Genomic DNA, 24,100 nt, shown 5'->3' with positions numbered 1-24,100 from the left:
AGTTATAATAAATAATAATATTTAAAATGGGCAAACGGAGGAATTTCATCTCAATGGTAATGAACTAATCATAAAAAAACAAATTTTTTAGTCGATATTGAGCACTTCTAAAAATTGCCCTAATATTTGCATCTCCGGACAATCAACATTGATTACATGACTTGCAGAGTCCATATAGAGATGATGACGATCTTCAAGCACTTTTTCCATCTCGTCAGCAATAGATAAACCTGTTAACGAAGGGCGTTGAGCAATATTCGGATCTTTCATTAAACGTTCTGCTAGAATGTTTGCTGGAGCCGATAAAAAGAATACTATCCCCCTTTTTTGCATATGAAGACGATTTTGATCAGCTAAAATCATTCCGCCACCGGTTGCTATAACTCGACATGGTTGGGTAACATCCTTTAAAACTTGGCTTTCTTGCTTTCTAAAACCTTCCCATCCCTCTTTTTCTACTATTTCAGCCACAGTTTGTTTGGTGGTTTCATATAGGTAAACATCGGTATCAATAAATGAGTAATGTAATTTTTCAGCAAGTAAACGCCCCATTGTTGTTTTTCCTGACGCTCGCGCTCCAACGAGAAAGATGGTTTTATTCATTTTTAAAATCTCATATCAATAACCTAGTACACTTATATGTTATTCTTTATATACATAATTGCAACAATTATTTACATATAACCATAAAATATTATAAACAGCAATTATATCAAATAATTAAACAACAAATATCTGTAAACATTTTATTACAACCAAAACAGTTTTATTAATAACTACTGGTGATTTAATTAAAATAAAAATTAGGTATCAATATTAAAAAAATTAAAAACTGCTAGATGTGACTGATTAATTTAGCCATGAGGAACGATTTATAGAAAAGTTTTCTAACTAGAAGAGAGATAAGAATATGTAATCTTAATTTAATAACTTAAATAATGTTTTAAAATTATTCTAAGAACTAAAGTATTAAAGATTACATATGTTATATTTTAAAAACCATTTTTTTGATAAACATCATCAGGATTTGGGCCTGTTCTAAAGTTTTCATTCAAACTATCGATTTGCAGCATTTCATCTTCAGTGAGTTCGAAATCAAAAATTTGTCTATTTTCCGCTATACGCTTAGGGTTAACCGATTTAGGGATAACAATAAGATCTTTTTGCACATGCCAACGTAATGTTACTTGTGAAGCAGATTTTTGATATTTTTTACCAATATTTATTAATAAAGGTTCATCAACAACCCGACCTCGAGCTAACGGACTCCAAGCCTCGATCGCAATTTGTTCTTTATTTAAGTATTCGATTAACTCTTTTTGTACTAAATAAGGATGAATCTCAATTTGGTTAATCATTGGCTTGATATTTGCTTTCGTTTTTAACAATTCAAAATGAGATTGATGAAAGTTACAAACACCAATTGCCCGAGCCATTTTTGTTTCATAAATTTTTTCTAGCGCTTTCCAAGTATCGAAAAAATGATTTTTTAATGGCCAATGGACTAAGAACAGGTCTAGATAGTCTGTTTGTAAATCTTTTAAGGATTGTTCAACCGATTTTAACGTTAGTTCATAACCTTGATTGAGGTTACTTACCTTAGTGGTTAAAAATAGGTCTTGCCTAGCGACACCCGAATTAGCAAAAGCTTCGCCAAGTATTTTTTCATTATTATAAAGTTGAGCCGTATCAAATGAGCGATAACCATCGTTTAAGGCCGTCATGATAGCGTTATTGGCTTCTTGCTGATCAACAATTTTAAAAGTACCAAAACCTAACTGTTCAATTGATACAGAATTGCTTAAGCTAATTTTTTTAATTAATGGTGTCATTTTTCTCTCATCAAATTATTCTAGCTACCGAAATTAATCAATTTTTAAAACAACATATGTTGTTTTAAGTTTATCATTTAAAAAATATATTTAAATTATCTATGTAAATAACAACATTTATTAAATAATTATATGAATAGTAGCACAAAATTAATTATTAAAAAAACTATCTCCACAATATTGGGTTAAAAATCGATAAAATTTTTGCGCTACCGGCATCAGTGGTCTGTTTTTAACGGTTGCGACATAAATTTCACGTTTTTGACGATTTTTATTCATTGGTATCAATGAAACATTTGCTTGTTCTGGAACAGGTACGTTTATCATCATGCCTATACCGTAATTGATGGATACTAAACCAATCATGGCGTTTTCACTTTCAACATGACTAACCACATTGGTCAGTTTAACCCCTGATTCGCTAATAATACTATCCAGATAACCTTTCATACCGCTACGCTCGGTATATAAAATTACCGGCTCATTAGCAATATCTTTTAGATCTAGTTTTTTGCGTTTAGATAGCGGATGTTCATTCGAGATAATAAAAACAATTTCTTGCTTAGCTAAACGCGTGAATTCTATTTCGGGATCATCATGCAAATAAGAGCATAATCCGATATCATAACGTTTACTTTTGAGCTCTTGCACAATATTAGCGCTTAAATCTTCATAAAAAGAAAATGAAATATTTTTATATTCCGGTAAGCTAGTAAACGCTTTAATAATTTTGGGTACATACCCCATACATAATGAATAAACAAAAGCTAATCGGATATGTCCATGCGATATGCTAGTTAATTCTTTTATAAATTGTTCACCTTCATTTAACGATTGTAATGCTTGATTAACGTAGAGGAGATACTGTTCCCCTTCTTTGGTCAACTCTACATTACGTCCCTTCTTCTGAAATAACTTAATACCAACCTCTTTCTCTAATTCAGCAATAGCATGACTAAGACTTGGTTGACTAATAGAAAAATATTCGGAAGTGTAAGTATAGTGTTGATTTTTAGCGAGTATCTGAAAGTATTTAAGTTGTTTTATATTCATGAATGCATTACTCTAATCAATGATTTGTTTATATTATAAGATGGTTAACACTAAAATGGAAAGTTTCAAGATTTTCTTAAATTGAATTGCTAGTTTGCTTGACGAGCTGATGTTCAAATTATTGATATACTGCCTTAATAAGAAAAAATTAGTAAAGTAGTGATTTAATCTATTGAAAATGATTTGAATAAAGGTTAACCATAGAAATAACAGATAAGTTTAAAAGCTATATCAAACCATTTAAAGCGTAACTTTTTAAATGTAGCACATACGATTTGGCAATTTGTTAACAATAGAACAGAAAAACCATAACGTAGAGTAAGGAAGAGTGTAAAAAAGCACTGAGATAATCTAGTATTGAAAACAATTAGAATTGTTTCACCGCGTATAATATTTTTACTTAACTACAATCCTTAAAATTTTAACTGACGGATATTTAAAAAGCGGAATATAACCGCGCTAATTATCTCTACAATCTAATATTAAAGCTTAATATAATTTTGAAACGTTAAATTGGCATCACCAATTAATAACAATAAGGTTATAAAAACAGTATATGCTATAGCTTTTTTGCACTATTTTAATAATCATATATCTAATTCGTGAAACATAGTATTATCTCTTTTTAACCATTCAGTTTAATTAAGCGCCATCAATCGTCATACTTTGCGTTAATTTGAAATTGATCTTTTATTACAATCAGCTTAATACATCACCCAAAGTCACCAAATAACCTTTTACGAATAAATAATATTTAACCCAGAATAGTGATTTATTTCATAAGTAGAAATGAATTGTTGAAACACAGAAAGAAAATGCAGAATGAGTACTATTTTTTGGATAAATTTGCTCAATATGCACATCAGAAAAGGTTAACACACGTGAACCTTCACCACCAATCAGCTTTATCGGGTCTTGGGTTATATACCGCCCGACAAAGGGGGCGTAGTAACGATTTAGGTTGTAGTGTAGACCTGTCTCTTCATCGTAATATTGTCCCTGAAAGCGCAGCGGGTTATCAGGGATAGCACGATTGCCAACTTCATGGTAGGTTTCATCAATAATTTGCCCATAGCCATTATACTGGCATTCATATAATGTTTCACCAAATCCATCCGTTAACCCTATCGGCGTACCGAGTTGGTCGTTTTGGTACCAGTAGAGTTGGGTTTTGCCTTGTTGGGCATTGCCCTGTACTAACGCCAGTGGCCGGAAGGAGTCGAGCTCATAGAGGTAACTTTGCCAGTATTACCGTTGATTTGGGCAAGCTGACCATCGGGCTCATATTGGTACTGCTGTTGCCAGACCGGCAGCGGGGTATCATTGAGTTCAACATCAAAACCACGGTAGATTTGGTGTGACGCCAGCTGACCGAGTTCATCATAGTGATAACGATTAATTAAGCCATTACCCTGACGCCGCTCGCGCTCTCGTCCAGCTGAGTCATAAAACATGCCAATTAAGGATTGCCCCTCTAGCGTCATTCCTCGTAGCTGACCGTTACGGTGATGGTATTCCAACCACTGCCCATCTGGTAGTTGGGTAATTTATGTTCACTTGCGGGTATATAACATAACCATTACCGTTTGGAATTTGTAATTAGATTCAATACTTTATAGCCAAAGTGGTAACACTCTGTTTTTTTAAACTATTCTCCGGTTAAATCGCAACTCACAACTTAACCATTAAAAAGTCAAAAGTCATAAAGAAAAAAGATCATATGGACAACCATCTGCTTTTACCATCTTCATCTGCTCATCAATAGGTCTCATACTGGCTGAATCAGGAACTTTATCAAAGTTATCTTTTAAATAACGACATAATACCCCGATTTTCTTTTTCTCTTCCTCTGTTAATTCACTAATTAAATCGTCACATTGAGTTAAAAAATAGCTATTATCTTTTCGAAAACAATAAAAACAACCAAGATTATTAAATAAACCCCAAGCATCTAGAACATCTTCCTTTAATGAACTTAAATATAATTTAAAATATTTGACCAGAAGTTGATAGGAATTTTCTCCCTTTTCAAGATTAGCCATCATTCCCATCCAATTAATCATAAAATTATGATATCCCCAACTCCATTCATCTGGTGAAAAATAGTCACCGTCACCTTTAAAAAAGGCAATAATTTCATTATTGTTTACAGCTCGTTCAAATTTACCCATTATGGTCACCTCTCCTTGGTAAAATGATAGTACTGAGGATTTTTATGACAAAAAAGTATCTCTAATATGCTTATCAGCTTGCAAGTTCTAGATATATTTAGATGTTCACTTGCGGGTATATAACATAACCATTACCGTTTGGAATTTGTAATTAGATTCAATACATTATAGCCAAAGCGGTAACGCTCTATTTTTTTAAACTATTCTCCGGTTAAATCGCAACTCACACCTTAATCATTAAAAAGTCAAAAGATTATATGGACAAGCATCTTCCATTTCCAATTTCATCTGTTTTTCAATAGGGTACATTTGTGCTGAACCCGGAACTTTATCAAAGTTATCTCTTAAATAACGACATAATACCCCGATTTTCTTTTTCTCTTCCGTGGTTAATTCATCCATTAAATCTTCATTTTCAGTAAAAAAAAAAGATTTCTCTTTTCGAAGAGCATAAAAACAACAAATATTGTTAAATAAACTCCAACCATCTAGAGCATCTTCCTTCAGTGAACTTAAGTATAATCTAAAATATTTGACCAACTCTTGATAAGGGTGTTCTTTATTTTTAAGATAGGACATCATTCCTGTAAAATTCATAATAAAACTATGATATCCCATGTTAAATTCCTCTGGTGTAAAATAGTCACCTTCACCTTTCAAATAGGCACTAATTTCATTATTATTTACTGCTTGTTCAAAATCACCTTTCATGGGAACTCCTCCTTGGTAAAGTGATAGTACTGAGGATTTTTATGACAAAAAAGTATCCCTTAATATGCTTATCAGCTTGCAAGTTCTAGGTTTATTTTAGATGTTCACATTCGGGGATAAAACATAAGCATTACCGTTTGGAATTTGTAATTAGATTCAATACATTATAGCCAAAGTGGTAACACTCTGTTTTTTTAAACTATTCTCCGGTTAAATCACAACTCACACCTTAATCATTAAAAAGAAAAAAGATCATATGGGCAACCATTTTTACGAGTAAAGTTAAATTGTATGTCTAAAGGGTTCATATTTTCTGCATCCGGGACTTTATCAAAGTTATCTCTTAAATAACGATATAATACTCCTATTTTCTTTCTCTCTTCCGCGGTTAATTCATCAATTAAATCTTCATGTTGAGTTAAAAAAAAGTAGGAATTATCTTTTCTGAGATGATAATAACATTCTATATTTTCAAATAAACTCCAAGCGTCTTCAACATTTTCCTCAAGTGAACTTAAGTATAATCTAAAATATTTGATCAACAATTGATACGGATGCTCTTTCTCTTCAAGACCTCCCATCATTCCCATAAAATTAATCATATAACAATGATATCCTCGACACCATTCATCTGGTGAAAAATAGTCACCTTCACCTTTAAGAAAGGGAATAATTTCATTATTGTTTACTGCTCGTTCAAATTTACCCATTATTGTAATCTCTCAAAGTTTTCAAATTGGCTTAATATTGTTTCCAGATTGTTAGTATTAATCTTTTCCGACCCTTCTAAGACAGCTTCTGGAACCCCTCCTTTAGTAAATCCCCCCGGGATCCATTGTCCTTCATATGCCCCGAATTCATTACCCGTTGACATTCCAAACTTAAAACGAATATCGTTTGGTTTAATATGAACGATATATATTCGCGTATTGGCAAGACTTTCGTTTCCCAATCCTAATCGTTCGTTTAATATCCGCCAATCGTTACCTGCTGCTCGGTATTCTTCAACGATTTTTTCCATATCGGATCTTAAACCCACAAACTTTCGTGCTGGATATGTTGTATATTTTTCAGAAAGCTTGCTTTCAATCACAATAAAACTGCCACCTTCTTGTTTAAATAAGGCCAGATGTGCATCTACATATTCTTTTGGCAAGTATTCAAGGACATTATTCGGTCGGTTACCTCTTTCTAAATTAATAATTTCATCAAACTTTTTCTGAGTCATTGGAACGTTTTTAGGTACACGGGCATTGGCCGTATTACTGGGATTTATAACTTCACCGGTGCCACTCTTCGGTATATTTTTAAACCCAATCGGATCTATCCAATTGACCGGATTAGGGCAGTATTGATAAAAATTGAGACCACCAATCAGCTTTATCGGGTCTTGGGTTATATACCGTCCGACAAAGGGGTCGTAGTAACGATTTAGGTTGTAGTGTAGACCTGTCTCTTCATCGTAATATTGTCCCTGAAAGCGCAGCGGGTTATCAGGGATAGTACGATTGCCAACTTCATGGAAGGTTTCATCAATAATTTGCCCATAGCCATTATACTGGCATTCATATAATGTTTCACCAAATCCATCCGTTAACCCTATCGGCGTGCCGAGTTGGTCGTTTTGGTACCAGTAGAGTTGGGTTTTGCCTTGTTGGGCATTGCCCTGTACTAACGCCAGTGGCCGGAAAGAGCCCTGCTCATAGAGGTAACTTTGCCAGTGCTTGTCATTGTCGGTTTCGGCAATCAGTTTATGACCTTGCCAGATAAATTCCGTGGTTTTGCCATTAACCGTTTTACTGGTACGGCGGTTAAACGGGTCATAGCTGTAGGTAATGGTTTGACCACTGGGTTTAATCACCTTGATTAGACGATGTCGGCAATCATACTCATAATGCGTCACCAGACTTTGGTTTTTACCACGCTTTTCGGTAATTAAATTACCAAAACGGTCATACTCAAAATGTTTATCACTAAAAAACAGTAGCCGATTGCCACGGTTCACTTTCGCTTCAAGCTGCGCTAAAGATTGTTTCTCACTGATTTTATTGCCGGTGGTATCATAACTAAACAGCTCTACTTTTTCCGCATGATGCTCTTCGCGATTCGCTTGGGGATAGCTGACCGTTTGCAGTTGACCTAACTTATCATAACGGTAATGGCGGGCTTGATTACCGTTGATTTGGGCAAGCTGACCATCAGGCTCATATTGGTACTGCTGTTGCCAGACCGGCAGCGGGGTATCATTGAGTTCAACATCAAAACCACGGTAGATTTGGTGTGACGCGAGCTGGCCGAGTTCATCATAGTGATAACGGTTAATTAAGCCATTACCCTGACGCCGCTCGCGCTCTCGTCCGGCTGAGTCATAAAACATGCCAATTAAGGATTGCCCCTCTAGCGTCATTCCTCGTAGCTGACCGTTACGGTGATGGTATTCCAACCACTGCCCATCGGGGAGTTTGGTGCCATCGAGCAAACCACTGGTTTTATCATAACGGTGACGAATCGTTGCCCAGTTTTGATGTTCTGCCGTCATCTGACCATCAAGATTATATTCCCAAACCAGTATATTTTGACCATCTTTAACTTTAATCAACTGACCATATGCATCATATTCATACTGCTCAATAACGCCGTCAGCAAAAATTCGCCGAACCAAGCGACCCGTGATATCACGCTGGTACTGTGTCACCAAAGGCTCCGCATCCGGTGTGTTACCATATTCCCTTTTTTCGATAATACGCCCAGCGTTGTCATAATGATAGGTGGTTCTAATGCCATCAAAGCCTATCTCTTCACTTAGCTGCCCGGTCGGGGTATAGTTTAAGTGATATACTTCACCTTTTTGGTTCTCAATCTCACTCATCTGTAAGTGAATATTGTCATAGCGAAATTTGAGTCGCTCACCATTAGGTAAGCGTTTTTCCGTTACTAAGTGCAGGGGTGAGGCATACTCATATTCCGTCACCTTGCCCGATTCATCCTTAAACCAAGTCACTTTGCCATAAGCATTATAGCGATATTCCCGTGTGGTTTTGTTCGGGTAGGTCAGTTGGGTAACTTGCCCCAAACTGTCATAGGTGTAGCTTATCGTCTGGTTTTGCCCATCACTGATGGCCGTTATTCGCCCTTGGGCATCATAGGTATAATACTCAATGCGGCCATCCGGATAGGTGGTTTGTGTTCGTTGACCGGTGGCGTCCCATGCTTGAGTTAATTTAGTACCATCCGGGTAGATAATCGCAATACACTGTCCATCTTCATTGTACTGATATTGCGTCTTTTTCCCTTCTGGCGTAATTTCTTCTATGCGGTCTCCATAACCATTGTAGCGAAACTTCCAATTGCGGTTGCCTTGTATAATCTCACTGATTTGCTCGTCCCACCAGTAATAGTAGGTCGATTGCCCGTCGGGGGTGTTAACTTCAGCCAGATTATTAAATTCATTATAGACATAATGAGTCTGACCGCCGAGTGCATCGGTTTTTACGGTCATTTGACCGTTGTCATTATACTCGTAGGTGGTCGTGTCACCATTGGCATTGGTTTCACTAATGAGTTTACCTTGTTGATTATGAATGTAGATTAAGGTCGTGCCATCTGACTGGTAAACGGTCGATTTGCGCTGCTGGGCATCCCATTCATAACGACTTTCAATACCGTTAAAGTTGGTGATTTGCCGATGACAGACTGCCGATTTCCCTTCACCTTGCCACTGCCAGCTAAATATCGCGCCCCCCGCCAGTTGACGCTGAACAATAAGATGCCCTTCCCCATAACGATAATGCTCGGTTTGATTTAATGCATTACTTGCCGCTATCAGCTCTTGCTTGTCATTGTACTGATAATGCATAATCGGGCGTAGCAGTTGCCATTCCTGTATTGCTGACTGGCGAGTGAACTCAGTTACCTCAGTGATAAGTGAAGGGGTTTGCGCTGAGTAAGTCAGTGCTATTCGCTTTAACCCACCGGCCAGCTCAAGGGCTATCAGTTTACCCTCTGTATCGTAAATCACGGTATGCTCATGGCCATATTTATCACTGATAGCCACCAGTTTGGCTGTGCTGGCGGTAGCCGAGTCTCGCTTAAAGTGATAAATACCAAACTCACTGCTAACCAGATAGTGATTCGGTTTGCGACCTAAATAGAGGGCCGCTTCGGATAATAAGTTGACAATCGCCGGCGCTGACTCGGTAGGTTGTGGGAAGCTAATAAGATTGTTTTCGTGATTTTGCCAAATAACGCGGTCATCCGCGGTAAAGGTTAACGTATGGCAAAGGCTGTGACTCCAACCATAACCCAGACCACAATTGAACTCCACCGCACTGGTTCGGTAAAGCCGCTGCCAAACAAAAGGGAACTGGCTAAACAGGGTATCATCAACTAAGGTTAATAGCTCTTCACCGGTTAACATTGATACCGGATCGAGGTTTTTTCTATGTTCTTTTCCTGTTGTATTTTTTTTTCCATTTTGCGTTTTTGGCGGAGTATTTTTTATATTTTTATTGTTGTTTAATGTAAGGATGTTTTCATCTTTGCCAGCATTCGTCACTACGTTAACTGATTTCTTACTTTCATTTTTAACAACCGTTTTTAATCCGGTCGCTTCAGCTGTTGTACCGCCTACCTTTGTCACTGAAGCTTTTAGCTGTTTTTTATTAAAAAACTGGATAAAACGTTCAGGAAGCGAACCAATTATTTCCGCAGTAGTTGCTTTTGCAACCGAAGTTTTGGTTGATATAAAACTCTTGCCTTTTTCCAGTAAATTAGCGGTGGTTCGACTGATTGTTGAAGAAGAGGTTCGTAAAACGCTTGCAGCAATAGGGATAGCTTTTCCCATTACATAGCATTCGGCAAAAAACTGCGCCACATCAACGGCAAAATCAAAAAAATCTTTACCCAATAAATAAGCTTTATCTTTTGGCGACTGTATTTCATACCAATACTCAAGGGCGGCCGTGATAATATACAGATATACTTCATCTTGAACAAAAAAATAGACGTCTTTTATTTCGTTTTCTGTTTTGGGGGGGTCTGATGGCTCTTGAGTTTGGAATAATGACTGACACGATTCCAATAATTTCTTACCGGCAGCTTGCGCAAGAAATGGATTTGTTGGGGTAAGTAGTGAAGCATATATTGCCCCGTGGTCAATCATGAAATCCCATCCATCGATGACGGACTCTATACTTTCACCGGTTTTTTCTACCGCGCGATCCGCAACCCCCTCAAAAAAATCACCACCGACTGCCGTTGCTAATGGGATTTCCTCTGATATGGGATTATCGTAAATTCGTTGAGTGGCTTCAGCCATAGCTTTATCAAAGATTTGCCACCGTTGCTCATGGACATTGTCCCATTCGGATTCTAAAAATTCAGATAAATGTTGAATAATACGTTTATAACCATTTAGCCACTCATCAACTTGTTGTTGATTTGTAAAGGGGTCCATACGAATATAATAACGCTTGCCGGGTTGACAGCCATCAATAACTGCCCGGCCATTATCATCCAATTCAAATGGGATTGCATTTTCTTCATCGGGAAAATATTCAGTATGGGACATGTTATTTGTGTAACTATCCCCTAAAATAGTACAGCAAAAAAGTAGAAAATTCTCTATGATAAAAGTAAAGGGGATTTAATTATGAAAAAAATGACTGAACATCAAATAGTAGCTATTTTAAAAGAAGCTGAAGCGGGTATTCCTGTCAAAGAGCTCTGTCGTAAATATGGCATGGGTAATTCAACTTTCTATAAATGGCGGGAAAAATATGGCGGAATGGAAACTTCGGATATCAAACGCTTAAAGGAGCTTGAGGCTGAAAACGGTAAGCTTAAGCAGATGTTTGCCGAACTGAGCTTAAAATCCCAGCTTCAGGAAGAAATTATAAAAAAGCTTTAGAGCCCACAAAAGCACGTAAAACGTGGGCACAGCAACTACAACAAAATCATTCTATTACTATTGCTATGAGTTGTGCCATTGTTGGCTTAAGCCGTTGTGCTTACTATTATCAACCTAAGTTACTGGATGATTCGGTGATTGTTTCGGTGTTGAATGCTATCACAGACCGGCATTTACGCTGGGGCTTTCCTAAATGCTTTAATCGTATCAGAAAGCTCGGCTATAAATGGAATCATAAACGAGTATATCGGGTGTATTGTGAATTAAAGCTTAATCTCAGGGTAAAGCGTAAAAAACGCATTCCCCCACGAACCCCAGAAAGGCTATCAGCACCCAATAAACAAGGTGAATGTTGGTCAATGGATTTTATGAGTGACAGTAGTTGTAATCAACGTCACTTTAGGACATTCAATGTCATCGATGACTTTAATCGTGAGGCGCTAGGCATTGATATTGCTGTAAGCTTACCAGCAGGGAGAGTTACCCGTTACTTAGATAAATTGGCTGAATATCATGGGTATCCATTAAAAATACGAGTCGATAATGGGCCAGAATTTACAGGAAAAACCTTTATAAACTGGGCTAAATCCCATGATATAGCCATTGATTATATCCAGCCCGGTAGTCCTTATCAAAATGGCTATATTGAACGATTTAATCGTACCTATCGTACTGAAGTACTCGATTTATATCTTTTTAACAACTTAGCACAAGCAAGGAGAATAACCGAAGAATGGTTAACGATTTATAATACCGAAAGACCGCATGAGGCATTAAATAACATGACACCGATTGAGTATAAAACACTAAAACAAGCAGCATGATTTTCTACTTGAATCTTGTACTAGGTTTGGGGTATTTACATTTGCGCCCCATTTATTCGGAACGATTTTGGCTAATTGTGGTATAAGTTGCCCTTTCAAGTTACCGACTTTAATAAATCGTTTACCGTCAGGCTGTTGGGCTGCCTCTACAGGGGCATCGGAAAATACAGAGGTTGAGAGTTCAAATCCATATTGAATAATAATCTGTTTATTTAAAGGACACTGCGCGGTTACTCCATTTTTATCCTTATATTCTTCTTGTGGATATCTCCAGGGGGTAAGCCCCTTCCTATTTCCTCCGCCCTTTCTTCCATGGTTTTACTGAGCTTATCATTTAATGCTAATATTTGAATGCTGCTTGCCACACCACTTTCTTGTAACTTCTTTTTATATTTAGCGTGAGCAGAGTAGTCGATATCGTCTAAAATACGAGAGAAACGCGCTAAGACAGACTGTAAAACTTCTTGTTTTCGATTCTTTTTATCCATATTTTATATCTCTGTGAGGTACTGAGTTTTTATAATGTGTATTTAATTAGCTGTTGAACCGCTTTATTTACGCCGTTTTCACCCTTTTCAATAACAAGATGCGATAATAGATGTACTAGCTTTTTATGTATAATCTCCTCATCAAATTGAAAATAGTAAGTTGGATACTCTTCCTGCAAACATTGAATAATATTACCAATTAAAGGCGTCTTATTTTTTTGCAATAGATAATCGGTAAGTTCAGCCGGCACTTGCCACCAAGGGAAAACTTGCGCCTCTGCCTGTAGTGGAACAAAAACAGTAAAAGGTTCACCATTGATCCAGTAAAAGGCAAACGCCGGTAATACTTCAGCCCAACTATCGGCCATAAAACGGATTTGTTCAGCCAAATAGGTACCATCCCAATAGCGAAAAAAAACTGTTTCACCATCAGGCATAATCACTTGGGTTAAACTGCGCAGATGAGCACAAATCGATTCAAAGGGCAAATGTGAACGTGCCAACCACCCCCAATTCTGATATTCAGTTTGGCTGACCCAATTTAAAAACGGACTATTTTCATCAAGTTGGACAATCATTGGCATCACACTATGCCAATTAGTATAGGGCGTACCGGTATAAAGCCCATAAGGAGTTTGCGAGCCATCAGTCACATAATAGTTTTTCACTGACTGCGCATCACTGACATTCGATAACACCGCGTAAAGCGGCATCTTTGCCGTGGCTGTTATTTGACTCCAGTCTGATAGTGCAAGCTTAGTCATCTTGACCCCTTAATCAACACCGATAATCGATAATGTCATTGACTTGATTATAGGGGCTTTAAAACTGTAAGGCAATTATATGATTGGTTTAATAACGGATAAAATTTAAGCTAATTCATCGCATAAATATTGGGCAATAAATGCAAATGTAGCTGTTTGAGGATATTAAACACTCCTTTTTGACTGGAATGTCTACACTTTTTCATACAACAAAATTGAGGGGTAACTGTTTATTAAATGTCATCGACGCCAAATAACCTAATGCTCGATTTTGGTTATACGTTTGTTGCTAATGATCCTGATGGTCATCGTTTAAGGGTTTGTGCCACTGATACCTCAAATTTTGCGTAATATAACAAAGGAAGTTTTAACTCAAAGTAGGACTTTTTGTACACCAATAATCGTGACTTACTAGAGTCCTTATATGAAGTATGCTTATCATGCATACTTTTATCGAATTACTTAAGGAAATCGAGATTTTATAAAGGTTAGGATCTCCTTTGCTTGAGTTGCGGTGTTTAATATTTCATAAAAATCGGGCATCTCAAGCAAAGCAACCAGCTCTGACATTGCGTTAATATGGCTAGTCTTATTAACTGCTGCTAAAGTAAAAATATATTGCGTGGGAATTTTATCATTCTTGAAAAGCATTGGTTTTTTTAATACTGTTATGCTCAATGACAGAGAGTTAACACCATCTTCTGGTTTTGCATGAGCCAGAGAGACATTTTTGCTTATCAAGAAACTGGTTCTATTTGAATTAACATTATCAATTATTTTCTCAATGTAACTTCGATTAATATAATCCTTTTGCAATAATGGCAATGCAGCTGTAAATAAGGCACTTTGCCAATCATTAGCAGAGACATTTATTTGAATCAAATCTTCTTGAATCAAGTGACGAATACCTAAACTTGGGTTTTCTATAGTGTTATTTTTATCTGTTTTATAAAAATGTCAACACCAACTGAAAAGTGATCCACTTTTTTTTTAAATCACCAGTTGAAAATTGATCCGCACTTTTACTCAGGTATGGTACCTGAGCGCATTTTGTCTTTTAGCCGATAACTATCACCATTTAGCTGGAGAACATGTGAATGATGTAATAATCGGTCTAACATTGCCGCAGTTAATGTCGCATCATCAGCAAAGGTACTCGGCCATTGGCCAAATGATAAATTGCTGGTCAAAATAATACTGCCTCTTTCATAACGTTTAGCTATCACATTGAAAAAGAGATTTGCCTCTTCTCGTCCAAACGGAAGGTAACCAATTTCATCAATAATGAGTAACTTCGGGGTCATAATCGCACGTGTCATGTATTGTTTGAGTTTATTTTGTCTTTTTGCTGTGGCCAGTTGAAGCATCAAGTCTGCCGCAGTCACAAAACGTGTTTTCTTTTTTGCTTGTACGGCTTTTAGTCCAAGCCCAATCGCTAAGTGTGTTTTACCTACACCACTAGGGCCAAGTAAAACCACATTTTCATTACGCTCAATAAAACTCAAGGCACTTAATTCTGTGATTTGTTGTTTAGGCACGCCGGTTGCGAATTTGAAATCAAAGCTATTTAATTCCTTACGAGCAGGAAAACCCGCTAATCGGTCATAAATAGTTCTTGTGCGCTCATCTCGATGAGCGTGTTCATGCTTAAGTAGCGTCAACAAAAACTCACCATAAGATTGCTCTTGCTTGATACTCTGCTCTGCAATCATTGACCAGTGAGTCGCCATTGAATTAAGTCCTAATGGTGCACATAAGCAATGAATTTGTTCAGCCAGTAACATGAGTGCCTCCTTGTAGTAATCTGTCATAGACACTCATAGCATGTTGCAAATTATATGACTCTAAAGGCGGTACAATGGTGATTGAAAGCACGGATGATTGCGCTGAACTTGTTTGATTAAGTAGCGGCAACGGTAATAAGTGCTTGACTTCCTGTGCCAGTCTTGCTGACGGTTTTTCATGGGTTGTGCCATGTATTCGTTCATGAGCAACAGCGAGTAACCATGCCCCCACTTTAGCATTGGCCAAGGGAATATCAAGTGTTAATCCCTGTGCTTTTAACTCCGCAGTAAGTGGCACGATAAAGCTGTTTTTAAGGTAATGATTAAAGCGCTCTACTTTGCCTTTCGTTTTGGCTCGATAGGGTTTACATGCACAAATTGTGAAACCATAGTCTTTAGCCATATCAACAAGTCCGGCATGATATCTATGTTCACCTTCGGCATAAGCATTACGCTCTATCACCAACGCTTTTGCGTTATCACACAATATTTGTTTAGGGACGCCACCAAAAAAATCAAAGGCTTCTTGCAAACCAATACGCCAAGATTCTGAGCGTTCATTATCAAAGAATTTGACAAAGCTTGCACGAGAATAACTGAGCGTTGCTACAAAGGCTTTTAATGCATCCTTCCCTCGACGAATAGTCGTAAAATCAATTTGCATCTGTTTACCCGGCTCTGTTTCAAAACGAATAATCGGCTCAGGTACCGTTTTTTTAAATTGAACAAGATAGCTGCGTAATAAAGATATACCGCCTTGATAGCCTTGCTGTTTAATCTCTGCAAATAAAACGGTTGCAGGGATCCAGTTCGGTTTTGCCATCGCTATTCGATTTTGTAGATAAGACTTAAACGCCGTCAGCTTAAGCGTTTTTTGTGGTCTGGGTTTATACGTTGGCATTTGTTGTTGATTAAGATGTTTTCTTACTGTATTGCGTGAAATACCTAATTCACGGGCAATATGACGAATACTTTGACCTTGTCTAAATCGAACATGAATATCCACATAACTCTCCTTGGTTAACATTTTCTATTACCCATACAAAAACGTATAGGCAACTATAAAATGGATCACTTTTCAACTGGTATTAGTGGATCAGTTTTACATTGTTGGTGACAAAAATATTGATAAAGCTCTTTTCTGATACCATTTTCGTTGGAAATTGTGCCGTACTTTTTAAAAATATCGAGCAAGTCAGTTATCTTCGGATAGGTTAAATATGAGTTAATTTGCGAATAAACGCGCTCTAGTAATAAATACTCTTCCTCATCGGACATGATTGGCGATACGATGAAAAAAGGTTTATCTTGGTTATAAAAAACCAAATTATTTACAGTACTAAAGATTATATCGAAAAAATTTGTTAATGCTAAGGCTTCGGCTGTTTCCATTGGTCCTAAAAATAGAAAATCTGGGAAAAGAAACTTCAATCTATTATAGACAATTGAAGAACTACCAATACCATTTTGACAAACAATTACGGCAACGATTTGTTGATTGGTTGATATTTTATTTTCGTCGAGAATTGCCGCAAAATAGATGGTTAAAAAGGATATTTCATCATCTGGGATATCATTATTAATGATCGGACAGATAATTTTTAAGGTTTCTTTAACAATCAAAAATAGTTTATTAAACTCTCCTTTTACTTTATCTAAAATTGGATTAATGATTGGCAAACGAAAAAGTATACGGTAATAAGCGGGTCTAAAATGGCTATAGAGTTTTTTCGAAATATCATCATTGTTATCAAATTTTATGCCTAAAAGCTGTTCAAATCTCGATATGATGATTTGCACAATATTTAAAATTAACTCCTGATCAACCGTCTTTATATCACGGTTCCCAACCGAATTGCCTAATAGCAGAGAAGTTAAGTATTGCACTTCATAAGTGTTATCATCTATTTTATATAATTTCAGTAACTCTGATGATATATGATACTCTTGCAACTTTATTATGATTTTATTTGGCATTGAGATAACTGGAATATATTCCAGTTTTTTAGTCATTCTTGGTAATAGGAATATCACCGTATAGATAAATTCTTTTTTCCTATTTTCACCTAAAAAAATTTCATTTTTTAGCATAATTTCATTGATATCGTTTTTAATATCAAGGTAGTCAACCTTCTCTTGGTTTAAAAACAGATCATACAAGAATGTATCATCTAAATTATTGGATAAATCTTTGAGTAAATTTCTGAGAAAAAAATTACGGATCGATAATTCATCTCCAACTAACGAATACCCTTTTTCTCTAGTATAAGTGATTAAAATGTCTTCGGAACTTAATAAAAGTTCTAGCTGTTTGATATCATTATTTAAAGTTGTTTTACTAATATTTAATGCTGATAAAAAATGTAATGAAGAGAGATAAGTATTTACATGATAAAGCAACATTAAAAAAATATATTTTTGTCTTTCCTCTGTTGAAAAAATATAATTTTTGCCGATTTTTCCGTTAATTAGATTCTTAATTAGAAACGCTTTACTTTTATCAGGCAAAGAGTAGTACGAAGTATTTTGCACAACCACACTTTGTTCATTTGAGGAGAGGTATTTATTGATTTTTAAAATTGAATAATCTAATTGTCGTTTAGTTATATTTAATAAATTCAATAAATACGTCTGTTCACAAGATTTTTCAATCAAAGTTAGGATAATTTTCTTTGAATTTAAGTCAATCATACCATCTTCCTTACTAATAATATCAATGATTTACATAATTTATTAGTAATATCAAGGATGTCTTTCCTTATATTTCTTCAATGAATTTGCAAGACTAATTGCATTTTTACTTATGTCCTCAACCGATCCTTTAGTTAATAAGGAACCAATACCAATACATTCAATATCCGTATTTAGCCAATCATCAACATTTTCTAACGTAACGCCACCCGATGACAGAATAGGCACATAAGGCATCGGTGTTTTAATCATATTAACTAAAGAGTTACCATAATAATTTGAAATCGGAAAAGCTTTGATCATAGCCGCACCATTTTCTAAAGCCGTGACAATTTCCGTCATGGTGGTACAACCAGGCATATAGGGGATTTGATAACGATTGCATATTTTGCATACAGTATCACTATAATTAGGGGCTATGATAAATTTGGCACCGGCAAGAATTGCTAATCGGGCAGTTTCACTATCCAGTACTGTCCCTGCGCCAACTAAAATTTTGTCACCATATTCTTGGTTAAGTTGCTGAATTATTTGCCCAGCATTATTGTTTGTGTAACTAATTTCCACACAGTCAATTCCACCGGCTAAAATACCCTCAATGATTTCTTGTGCTCTTTTGAATGTTTCAACTCTAGCTATCACTAAAAATTTACTTTGTTCTAACCGAGTAACTATATTGGTTTTAAACATGATAATTCCCCGCTCTATTTATAAGTGATAATAGTTCTTTATCGTATTGACTATGTCTTGATTATCATCTGGACTGGTGACAGGTAAGACAGGTAATCGAGGTAAGCCAACATCAATACCAGCTAAAGATAAACTTTGTTTAAGAACAGAAGGTGTGGAAGCATATTTTAAAATCCGGCGAAATTCTTCAAGAGATTGTTGCCATTGTTCAGCTTTATCTAAATTACCGGCAATAAATTGCTTATATATTTGAACGTTGTTGGTGGTCAGTAAATTAGATGTAGCTGAAATAGCACCTGTAGCACCTAGTTTCAATGCTTTAAGAATGAGGGATGATCCTCGCCAAAAAAGTGGACAAAAGTCGCCTCTATGATATAAACAAAAATCATAGGAGACAAATATCATGGTCAAAAAATTTAATATCGAATTCAAACAACAATCAGTGGATTATGCGTTATCTAATGCAGACCTTTCTATCAGCGAACTTGCCAATCATCTAGGTGTGGGTAAATCAACCCTAGATAAATGGATTAGGCAACTTTCCCCGAATAAAACCAGCCGTCGAGAGTTAACCGCTGAGCAACAGCGGATTATGGCGTTAGAAAAAGAGATTAAAGAACTGAAAATGGCTAATGATATACTAAAAAAGGCGCATGTGTACTTCATCAACAATCCAAGTCGATGAAGTACACTTATATGAAAAATCATTTAACCTGCTATCCCGTTACTAGGATATGCTCATTACTTGGTGTCAGTTCATCGGGTTATTATGCTTGGTTAAAAAGAGCAAACAAATCAGCTAAACTCAGCGAGTATATCCAAAAGCAGTATTGGCAACATAAAGCCCGTTTGGGTGCGCCAAGCCTGCTTCATGATGCAAGAGAAGCAGGCTATCAAGTTTCAGAAAGGACAATTAGCCGTGTTTTGCAACAATTGGGATTACGGAGTAAAGCAGCACGTAAATTCAAGCATAAAACAGACAAGACTCATCACAATATTGCGCCCAACACGTTAGATAGGCAATTTAATCCTGATAAGCCTAATAAAACATGGGTAACCGATATTACTTATATTAAAACGGGTGAAGGTTGGTTATATTTGTCGGTGATTATCGATTTATATGGACGAAAAGTGATTGCTAGGCAAACCAGTCGCTACATAGACCGCCATTTAGTGTGTAATACATTAAAACAAGCTTTATTTCGGTGTCACTTTCCTAAAAATGTACTCATTCATAGTGACCAAGGAAGCCAATATTGCAGTGCTGATTTCAAGCAATTATTGTTACAATATGGGCTAAGGCAAAGCATGAGTCGAAGAGGCAACTGCTTTGATAATGCGGTTGTTGAGAGTTTTTTTCATACACTCAAAACACATATTATTCATGACTGTTACTACAAAACGAGGAAGCAGGCTAATAAAGCACTATTTGAATATATTGAAATCTATTATAATCGGATACGCCGTCATTCAGCCAATGGCTGGGTATCACCGCAGCAATATCAACAACAATATTACCAAAACGAAAAAATGATAGAGGTAGGCTCTGTCTAATATTTTGGCGAGGATCAGGAGTCAGAACCAGAAAGTACCGAAAACACATCTATAGATGTGTTATCTATATAGCCAGCTATATTGTTAATATCACCACTGCTATCTTTTATGCCAATGATATTACTGATTTTAGATAGTTTAGACACCAGCTCAAAGGATAAATTGATGCCGGTATTTTTAGGTATATTATAAAGGACTATTGGGATAGCAAGGTTTTCGGCAATCATTTGATAATGATTATATAATTCATTTTCTTTCAATGAAACAAAGTACGGCGTAATTACCGATAACGCATCCACCCCGACAGCTATCATTTGCTTACCCAGTTTAATGACTTCGTCAGTGGAGTTACCACCAGCGCCAGCATAAACCGGCACTCTTTTAGCCACTATTTCTACAACTTTTTTAGCAAATTTAATTTTCATATCATTTTCTATGACATGAAATTCGCCATTGGTCCCCAATACAAAAATACCTTGAACACCATTTGCAATTAATTTTTCAATTAAAATTTCTGTTGCTTTAATATCAATATTTCCAGAGGATTCGAATGGTGTAACCATTGCAGTTATAATTCCATTTAACATACTTGTCCTCCTCTTAGAGAAGCGCCTAAACTGCCACCAGGATGCCATTGATAATACATATTTTCGGTTAAGCCTACAGCTTCTTGGAGTTTTATTGATAAACACTGTAAAATAATCACTTCAGCAAGTATGGATATTCGCGGGGGTTTGTTTAAGTTGTCCCCTTCTTGTTTTACTCCAGCAAATAAAAATATGTCGCAATGTTGAGCTAACCAAGAATTGTTATTGCCCGCAACCCCGATAATTTGTGTACCTAATTTTTGCAAAGTACAAATTGCTTTTTTTAACTCTTCTGTTTCACCACTATTGGAAATTGCAATCACGATATCACCTGATAAAACCTGCCCTGCCGAACCATGAATAGTTTCAGTTCCATCTAGAAAATAAGAAGGTATTCCTATAGATGAGAATAACGAAGCAATATAATGAGCAACATAAGAAGGTTTACCAATTCCGGTAACATGTAGCCGACTGCCTTCATTTTTTTTGCTGATGATTAAATCCTTTGCTTTATTTAAATTTTCTTCGCCAATATATTTAATATATTCTGACAATTCCGATTTGATACAATCAATATATTTTTCTAACATATACAATTCCTCTATTTACTCAATGCTATGAAAAAATTAGCTATTTTTCAAAACATCTTTAATCAAACCGCTATACACTACATGGTGAAACGAAGTATTTTTTCTAAGAAAATACCCACAATGTTGTAGTCTATATTTGGGAAGGTTGAGCCTTCTATTCCCATATTGCCGAATATCGGATATAAAACGGTAGGTAAAAAAGCTAATAAGAGTCCAACCACAAAAGAACCTAACATAGCGCCACGCCAACCACCGGTTGAATTACCAAATACACCTGCAGTACCGCCAGAGAAAAAACAGATATGAGCGGCAGGAATAATGACAACTGGAAAATCCAATGCAACCATTGTGGTTACACCAACTAAACCAGCCGCATAAGAACAAAGGAAACCGATAATTACAGCCGTTGGTGCAAAAGGAAATACAGTTGGAACATCCAACGCTGGGCGTGAGTTTGGTATGAATTTTTCAGAAATAGAGACGAATGCAGATGTGATTTCTGCTAAGAACATTCTTACACCAGTCATTAAAATTGACATTCCTGCAGTAAAAGTAAATGCTTGAATGAAAGGAAATACTAACCAATGTACTTTACCCGCTAATCCTTGAGTAAAGGTCTCGCCAGCTTTAAATGCTGAAATATAGAATAAGACAAGCATAACAACTGCAACGCCCATTAAGAAATCGCGGAAGAAAGATAACCATTTAGGAAAATGAATATCTTCTGTTGTTTTGTCGCTATATTTGCTAAATACTTTGCCTAATAGACCAGAAAGTGCATAGCCGAACATATTAAAATGACCGATAGCTTGCACATCACTGCCAGTAATTCTTCGCATAAATGGTTGACATAATTGCGGCAATGCACTTGACGCGAAACCTAAAATCGTTCCACCGATTAAAATAGCGGCGGTATTAGATAAACCATAAGATTTTAGGATTAGTGATAATACACAAGCAAAGAATAGACTATGGCCAGTGGTGAAAAAGATATTTTTAAACGGCGTAATTCTGGCAAAAACTAAATTCATTGCAAAACCTAATATTAGCGTAACAGAAGTCACTAAAGCGTATTCTGTTTGCGCCATACCCGCTGCTGCTTCTGGTGATGCAACGATGCCAACGATATGGAAACCTTCTTGAAATAATTTATTAAAATTTTGTAGAGCACTTGTCATAAGCGCCCCACCAGCACTAAAAATTAAAAAACCAATGGTTGTTTTAAATGTGCCAGTAAAAACTTCTACCCACTGTTTCTTTTGCGCTAACAAGCCAACAAACGCAACCACGCCGAGTAAAACAGCTGGAGTGCTAAGAAAACTAATTATAAAATCCATTTTAGACCTCTTATCAATTAAATTAACCCATCTTCTTTAAGAGCAAACTCTAATTTTTCTTTTATTTCGTTTTTATCCATAATATTTTGGATTCCGATAATACGTTGTGGAAGACTCTTCTTTTCTAAATCTTCGGCTACATCAGGTAACGTAATGATATATTTACCATTAAATCCAGGAACACCATCTAATGAAGAGTGTTCAAGAGCAATTGGAAAGCTATTTTCTTTGATAACTTCATTCAATTTAATTTTTAACATTAAACTTGACCCAACTCCTGCACGGCAGGCAACTAATGCTTTAATCATTTTCGATACTCCTCTCAAAGTTTTCTAAAAAATCTATAAAATCACGCGGTTTTTTCACAGCTTGTATAAAAGCTAAAAATTGCTCATCACTAAATAAAGATACTAATTCTGATAATGCGGTTAAATGATCGTCTCCGGTCGGTGAACTTAAGCTAAACAAAAACTTGACTGGATCATTGGCTGAATTTCCTGAAACAATAGCGTTCTTCAATCTAGTAAATCCTATGGCCAGTTTCTTGGCGCCGGATTCCGATGGGGCATGAGGAATGGCAATATTTTTGGTAATGACGATATATGGACCAATTTCCCTTAATATAGCGATAACTTTATCGACGTAATCAGTCGTAACCACCTCATCGATAACTAATGGTGACATCGCTAATTCTATTGCTTCCTCAAAGCTACTGGCTTCAATATCAAGTTGAATATAAGCAGCTTTGATAAGTTTAGTTAACAAAGGTTTTCTCCTTTAAAAAATCCATTTCGATTTGATTATACGAAGGCCTTGCTATTAGACAATGATTATTGGGGTTACTTTTTGTTGGTAAAAAACTGATAAAAAACAAAATGTGATTCGTAAAAGGAAAAACAAATAGTCGATGCTAATGATTAAAAATTTGCTTGCCAAAGACCCAAAGTCAGGTCAGTCAAATTTATCTAGATTTTGCTGAATGGCGTTTGATATTGATTGATGATCTATAACTAAGAGGCGATTAATTGAGTATAACTAACATTCATAGACGATATTAAAATAATAGCGTCGCCATGTTAGAGAACTTTTTATGTTTAAATATAAGCAAAAATAGAG

General features: G+C 36.2%; 24 protein-coding genes and 1 pseudogene. 3 read left to right on the top strand and 22 right to left on the bottom strand.

Annotated features, from left to right (window positions below):
- Nucleotides 1-87 precede the first annotated feature (87 nt).
- The 9 genes from aroL to AC5LXV_RS08910 all read right to left on the bottom strand — a co-directional run bounded on the left by aroL (nt 88) and on the right by AC5LXV_RS08910 (nt 11,336).
- Entirely contained in the window at nt 88-603 is a 516-nt protein-coding gene (gene aroL, locus AC5LXV_RS08950; RefSeq protein ID WP_493452161.1) for a shikimate kinase AroL, read from the bottom strand.
- A gap of 389 nt (nt 604-992) precedes the next feature.
- Nucleotides 993-1,832 (bottom strand): aldo/keto reductase, encoded by an 840-nt coding sequence (locus AC5LXV_RS08945; RefSeq protein WP_493444574.1) that lies wholly within the window; start codon nt 1,830-1,832, stop codon nt 993-995.
- 150 nt (nt 1,833-1,982) lie between these two features.
- On the bottom strand, nt 1,983-2,885 hold the full coding sequence (locus tag AC5LXV_RS08940) for a LysR family transcriptional regulator (RefSeq protein WP_034882622.1): 903 nt from the start codon (nt 2,883-2,885) through the stop codon (nt 1,983-1,985).
- Between the two features lie 777 nt (nt 2,886-3,662).
- Nucleotides 3,663-4,091, bottom strand: a complete 429-nt coding sequence (locus tag AC5LXV_RS08935; protein ID WP_493467985.1) for an RHS repeat-associated core domain-containing protein — start codon at nt 4,089-4,091, stop codon at nt 3,663-3,665.
- On the bottom strand, nt 4,082-4,405 hold the full coding sequence (locus AC5LXV_RS08930) for a hypothetical protein (protein ID WP_493466193.1): 324 nt from the start codon (nt 4,403-4,405) through the stop codon (nt 4,082-4,084). The genes AC5LXV_RS08935 and AC5LXV_RS08930 overlap by 10 nt, the downstream gene beginning before the upstream one ends.
- Nucleotides 4,406-4,585: 180 nt before the next feature.
- Nucleotides 4,586-5,056: a hypothetical protein gene (locus AC5LXV_RS08925; RefSeq protein ID WP_493466192.1), complete on the bottom strand. Its 471-nt coding sequence runs from the start codon at nt 5,054-5,056 to the stop codon at nt 4,586-4,588.
- A 237-nt stretch (nt 5,057-5,293) separates the two neighbouring features.
- Nucleotides 5,294-5,767, bottom strand: coding sequence for a hypothetical protein (locus tag AC5LXV_RS08920; protein ID WP_493466191.1), 474 nt, complete (start codon nt 5,765-5,767; stop codon nt 5,294-5,296).
- Nucleotides 5,768-6,003: 236 nt separating this feature from the next.
- Nucleotides 6,004-6,477, bottom strand: coding sequence for a hypothetical protein (locus AC5LXV_RS08915; RefSeq protein ID WP_493466190.1), 474 nt, complete (start codon nt 6,475-6,477; stop codon nt 6,004-6,006).
- Entirely contained in the window at nt 6,477-11,336 is a 4,860-nt protein-coding gene (locus AC5LXV_RS08910; protein ID WP_493466189.1) for an RHS repeat-associated core domain-containing protein, read from the bottom strand. Before AC5LXV_RS08910 ends, AC5LXV_RS08915 begins: the two co-directional genes overlap by 1 nt.
- 81 nt (nt 11,337-11,417) lie before the next feature.
- Between AC5LXV_RS08910 and AC5LXV_RS08905 the strand changes: the two genes are divergently transcribed.
- Nucleotides 11,418-12,499, top strand: a protein-coding gene (locus AC5LXV_RS08905; RefSeq protein ID WP_493466188.1) for an IS3 family transposase whose coding sequence is annotated in 2 segments (ribosomal slippage) — nt 11,418-11,661 and nt 11,661-12,499 — 1,083 coding nt in all. Because the reading frame shifts where the segments join, the coding sequence is not laid out codon by codon here.
- Between the two features lie 230 nt (nt 12,500-12,729).
- Here AC5LXV_RS08905 and AC5LXV_RS08900 read toward each other — a convergent pair.
- On the bottom strand, nt 12,730-12,987 hold the full coding sequence (locus AC5LXV_RS08900) for a hypothetical protein (RefSeq protein ID WP_493466187.1): 258 nt from the start codon (nt 12,985-12,987) through the stop codon (nt 12,730-12,732).
- 29 nt (nt 12,988-13,016) lie between these two features.
- Nucleotides 13,017-13,751: a DUF4123 domain-containing protein gene (locus AC5LXV_RS08895; protein WP_493466186.1), complete on the bottom strand. Its 735-nt coding sequence runs from the start codon at nt 13,749-13,751 to the stop codon at nt 13,017-13,019.
- A gap of 261 nt (nt 13,752-14,012) precedes the next feature.
- Between AC5LXV_RS08895 and AC5LXV_RS08890 the strand changes: the two are divergent.
- Nucleotides 14,013-14,102: pseudogene (locus AC5LXV_RS08890) on the top strand (VOC family protein); the annotation flags it as partial.
- 111 nt (nt 14,103-14,213) lie between these two features.
- On the opposite strand, the gene AC5LXV_RS08885 reads toward AC5LXV_RS08890, so the two are convergent.
- The 6 genes from AC5LXV_RS08885 to AC5LXV_RS08860 all read right to left on the bottom strand — a co-directional run bounded on the left by AC5LXV_RS08885 (nt 14,214) and on the right by AC5LXV_RS08860 (nt 19,321).
- A complete protein-coding gene (locus tag AC5LXV_RS08885) occupies nt 14,214-14,648 on the bottom strand; it encodes a PTS sugar transporter subunit IIA (RefSeq protein WP_493466185.1) in 435 nt (144 codons plus the stop codon).
- 125 nt (nt 14,649-14,773) lie between these two features.
- Nucleotides 14,774-15,535, bottom strand: a complete 762-nt coding sequence (gene istB, locus AC5LXV_RS08880; RefSeq protein WP_110444317.1) for an IS21-like element helper ATPase IstB — start codon at nt 15,533-15,535, stop codon at nt 14,774-14,776.
- Nucleotides 15,522-16,562: an IS21 family transposase gene (gene istA, locus AC5LXV_RS08875; RefSeq protein ID WP_110444318.1), complete on the bottom strand. Its 1,041-nt coding sequence runs from the start codon at nt 16,560-16,562 to the stop codon at nt 15,522-15,524. The genes istB and istA overlap by 14 nt, the downstream gene beginning before the upstream one ends.
- A 44-nt stretch (nt 16,563-16,606) precedes the next feature.
- On the bottom strand, nt 16,607-18,226 hold the full coding sequence (locus AC5LXV_RS08870) for a BglG family transcription antiterminator (RefSeq protein WP_493466184.1): 1,620 nt from the start codon (nt 18,224-18,226) through the stop codon (nt 16,607-16,609).
- 51 nt (nt 18,227-18,277) lie between these two features.
- Nucleotides 18,278-18,916 carry a beta/alpha barrel domain-containing protein gene (locus AC5LXV_RS08865; protein ID WP_493466183.1) on the bottom strand — a complete coding sequence of 213 codons (639 nt, stop codon included), beginning with the start codon at nt 18,914-18,916 and terminating at the stop codon, nt 18,278-18,280.
- 18 nt (nt 18,917-18,934) lie between these two features.
- Nucleotides 18,935-19,321 (bottom strand): dihydrodipicolinate synthase family protein, encoded by a 387-nt coding sequence (locus tag AC5LXV_RS08860; protein ID WP_493466182.1) that lies wholly within the window; start codon nt 19,319-19,321, stop codon nt 18,935-18,937.
- On the opposite strand from AC5LXV_RS08860, the gene AC5LXV_RS08855 reads away from it, so the two are divergent.
- Nucleotides 19,320-20,470 (top strand): IS3 family transposase gene (locus AC5LXV_RS08855; RefSeq protein ID WP_493466181.1). Its coding sequence is split into 2 segments (ribosomal slippage): nt 19,320-19,566 and nt 19,566-20,470, totalling 1,152 coding nucleotides; the frame shifts between segments, so codons are not numbered across the junction. The genes AC5LXV_RS08860 and AC5LXV_RS08855 overlap by 2 nt on opposite strands.
- Before the next feature lie 14 nt (nt 20,471-20,484).
- On the opposite strand, the gene AC5LXV_RS08850 is transcribed toward AC5LXV_RS08855, so the two are convergent.
- The 5 genes from AC5LXV_RS08850 to AC5LXV_RS08830 all read right to left on the bottom strand — a co-directional run bounded on the left by AC5LXV_RS08850 (nt 20,485) and on the right by AC5LXV_RS08830 (nt 23,749).
- Nucleotides 20,485-21,057: a dihydrodipicolinate synthase family protein gene (locus AC5LXV_RS08850; RefSeq protein WP_493466180.1), complete on the bottom strand. Its 573-nt coding sequence runs from the start codon at nt 21,055-21,057 to the stop codon at nt 20,485-20,487.
- Nucleotides 21,051-21,647 carry an SIS domain-containing protein gene (locus AC5LXV_RS08845; protein ID WP_493466179.1) on the bottom strand — a complete coding sequence of 199 codons (597 nt, stop codon included), beginning with the start codon at nt 21,645-21,647 and terminating at the stop codon, nt 21,051-21,053. The genes AC5LXV_RS08850 and AC5LXV_RS08845 overlap by 7 nt, the downstream gene beginning before the upstream one ends.
- 77 nt (nt 21,648-21,724) lie before the next feature.
- Nucleotides 21,725-22,984 (bottom strand): PTS ascorbate transporter subunit IIC, encoded by a 1,260-nt coding sequence (ulaA, locus tag AC5LXV_RS08840; RefSeq protein WP_493466178.1) that lies wholly within the window; start codon nt 22,982-22,984, stop codon nt 21,725-21,727.
- Nucleotides 22,985-23,001: 17 nt separating this feature from the next.
- A complete protein-coding gene (locus AC5LXV_RS08835) occupies nt 23,002-23,292 on the bottom strand; it encodes a PTS sugar transporter subunit IIB (RefSeq protein WP_493444566.1) in 291 nt (96 codons plus the stop codon).
- Entirely contained in the window at nt 23,285-23,749 is a 465-nt protein-coding gene (locus tag AC5LXV_RS08830; protein ID WP_493444565.1) for a PTS sugar transporter subunit IIA, read from the bottom strand. Before AC5LXV_RS08830 ends, AC5LXV_RS08835 begins: the two co-directional genes overlap by 8 nt.
- Nucleotides 23,750-24,100: the final 351 nt, after the last annotated feature.

It is taken from the genome of Gilliamella sp. LMG 34359 (assembly GCF_984569085.1).
The sequence above is the reverse complement of the archived record's forward strand: the minus strand, read 5'-3'. Positions and strand labels throughout refer to the sequence as shown.